The organism is Streptomyces reniochalinae, from assembly GCF_003323735.1.
GTDB classification, from domain to species: Bacteria; Actinomycetota; Actinomycetes; order Streptomycetales; family Streptomycetaceae; genus Streptomyces; species Streptomyces reniochalinae.
On the sequence record NZ_QOIM01000044.1, the window covers coordinates 1 to 2,308 of the forward strand.

Genomic DNA, 2,308 nt, shown 5'->3' on the forward strand with positions numbered 1-2,308 from the left:
GAGAACGACACCAACGGATCCAAAACCCCCACAACCTCATCCAACGCCTCAGCAAACACCGGGAACGCCGCCACAAGCGACCGCCCCATACCCAACCGCTGACTCCCCTGACCAGCGAACAGCAGAGCAACCGCCCCGTCCGCCGTCGCGCCGCCACGCACGACACCGGACCCGGTCCCGCCGGCCGCGAGTGTCTCCAGGCCGGCCATGAGTGCGGCATGGTCGCTGCCGACCACGACACCGCGGTGGTCCATTCCCGCGCGGGAGGCGACCAGCGCGGCACCCACGGCGGCGAGGTCCACACTCTCCTCGTCGGCGAACCGCTCACGCAGACGTGCGGCTTGGTCGTGCAGCGCCTCGGCGGTCCTGGCCGAGAGCAGCCAGGGCACCACGGGAAGGTCGGCCGGGGCCGATTCCACGGGGGACTGCTGGGGCTGTTCGATGATCACGTGCGCGTTGGTGCCGGAGATGCCGAACGAGGAGATACCGGCCCGACGCGGCCCGCCGTCCTCCGTCCACTCGCGCGCCTCGGTGAGCAGCGCGATCCCGCCGGAGGCCCAGTCCACGTGCGGCGAGGGCTCGTCCACGTGCAGGGTCCGCGGCAGCACACCGTGCCGCATCGCCATCACCATCTTGATCACACCGGCCACACCGGCGGCGGCCTGGGTGTGGCCCATGTTCGACTTCACCGAGCCCAGCCACACCGGCCGGTCGGCGGGCCGGTCCTGGCCGTACGTGGCGATCAGGGCCTGCGCCTCGATCGGGTCGCCGAGAGTGGTCCCGGTGCCATGGGCCTCGACCGCGTCCACCTCCGACGCGGACAGACCCGCGTTGACGAGCGCCTGCTGAATGACCCGCTGCTGGGAGGGGCCGTTGGGTGCGGTCAGGCCGTTGCTGGCACCGTCCTGGTTGACGGCCGTGCCGCGGACGACCGCGAGGACGGGGTGGCCGTTGCGGCGGGCGTCGGAGAGCCGCTCCACCATCAGCACACCGGCACCCTCGCTCCACCCGGTGCCGTCCGCACCGGCAGCGAACGCCTTGCACCGCCCGTCAGGAGACAACCCGCGCTGCCGGGAGAAGTCCACGAACGTCGACGGCGACGCCATCACCGTCACACCACCGGCCAACGCCAGATCACACTCACCGGAACGCAACGCCTGCACGGCCATGTGCAGCGCCACCAACGACGACGAACACGCCGTGTCCACCGTCACCGCGGGCCCCTCGAACCCGAAGGTGTAGGCCACCCGTCCTGACGCGACGCTGCCGGAGTTGCCGGTGCCGATAAGCCCTTCCAGCTCCTCGGGGATCCCGGACAGGCGCGACATGTAGTCGTGGTACATCACGCCGGAGAACACGCCCGTACGCGACCCGCGCAACGACACCGGGTCGAGACCGGCGCGCTCGACGGCTTCCCAGCTGGTTTCCAGGAGCAGACGCTGCTGCGGGTCCATAGCGAGGGCTTCCCGCGGGGAAATCCCGAAGAACGCCGCGTCGAAGAGCGCGGCGTCGTGCAGGAAGCCGCCATGACGGGTGTATGTGGTCCCGCGGTGTTCCGGGTCCTCGTGGAAGAGCGCGTCCATGTCCCACCCGCGGTCCGTCGGGAAACCACCGACGACATCACTGCCGGAAGCGGCCACCCGCCACAGGTCTTCGGGAGTGACAACATCACCGGGGTAGCGGCAGGCCATGCCCACGATGGCGATCGGCTCGTCGCTCGCGGTGGAGGTCGCCACGACGCTGCCCGAAGAGGGAGCCGCGTCACCGACCAGCTCGGACTCGATGCGCCGAGCCACAGCCTGGGCATTCGGGTGGTCGAACACCAGCGTCGCCGAGAGCCGCAGGCCGGTCGCCGCGTTCAGCTCGTTGCGCAGCTCGACCGCGGTCAGCGAGTCGAAGCCCAGGTCCTGGAACGCCCTCTCCGGCTCGACCGCCACCGCCGAGGAGTGCCCAAGAACAGCCGCCACCTTCCCCCGCACCAACTCCAACACCACACGCGCACGCTCACCGGCATCCAGACCCGACAGCTGACGCCCGAACACCGACTCCTCACCACCACCGACAGCAGCACGAGCCGCCCGCCGGGCCTGTGGCGGTGCCAGGCCCCGCAGAAGCGCCGGCACATCCGCCCGGCCACGCAACGCCGGAACATCCACCCGCAGCGGCACCAACAGGGCCTCGGACGAAGCCAGCCCGGCATCGAACCCGGCAAGCCCCGCCTCCACCGACAACGCCGGCAGACCCTGACGACGCATCCGCTCCACATCAGCGTCACCCAACCACCGCGTCAACCCCGTCGACGTCTCCC

Annotated in this window: 1 pseudogene; it reads right to left on the reverse strand. The window is 70.6% G+C overall.

Going from position 1 to position 2,308, the window contains the following annotated elements:
* Window positions 1-2,294: pseudogene (locus DQ392_RS29375) on the reverse strand (type I polyketide synthase); the annotation flags it as partial.
* Window positions 2,295-2,308: the final 14 nt, after the last annotated feature.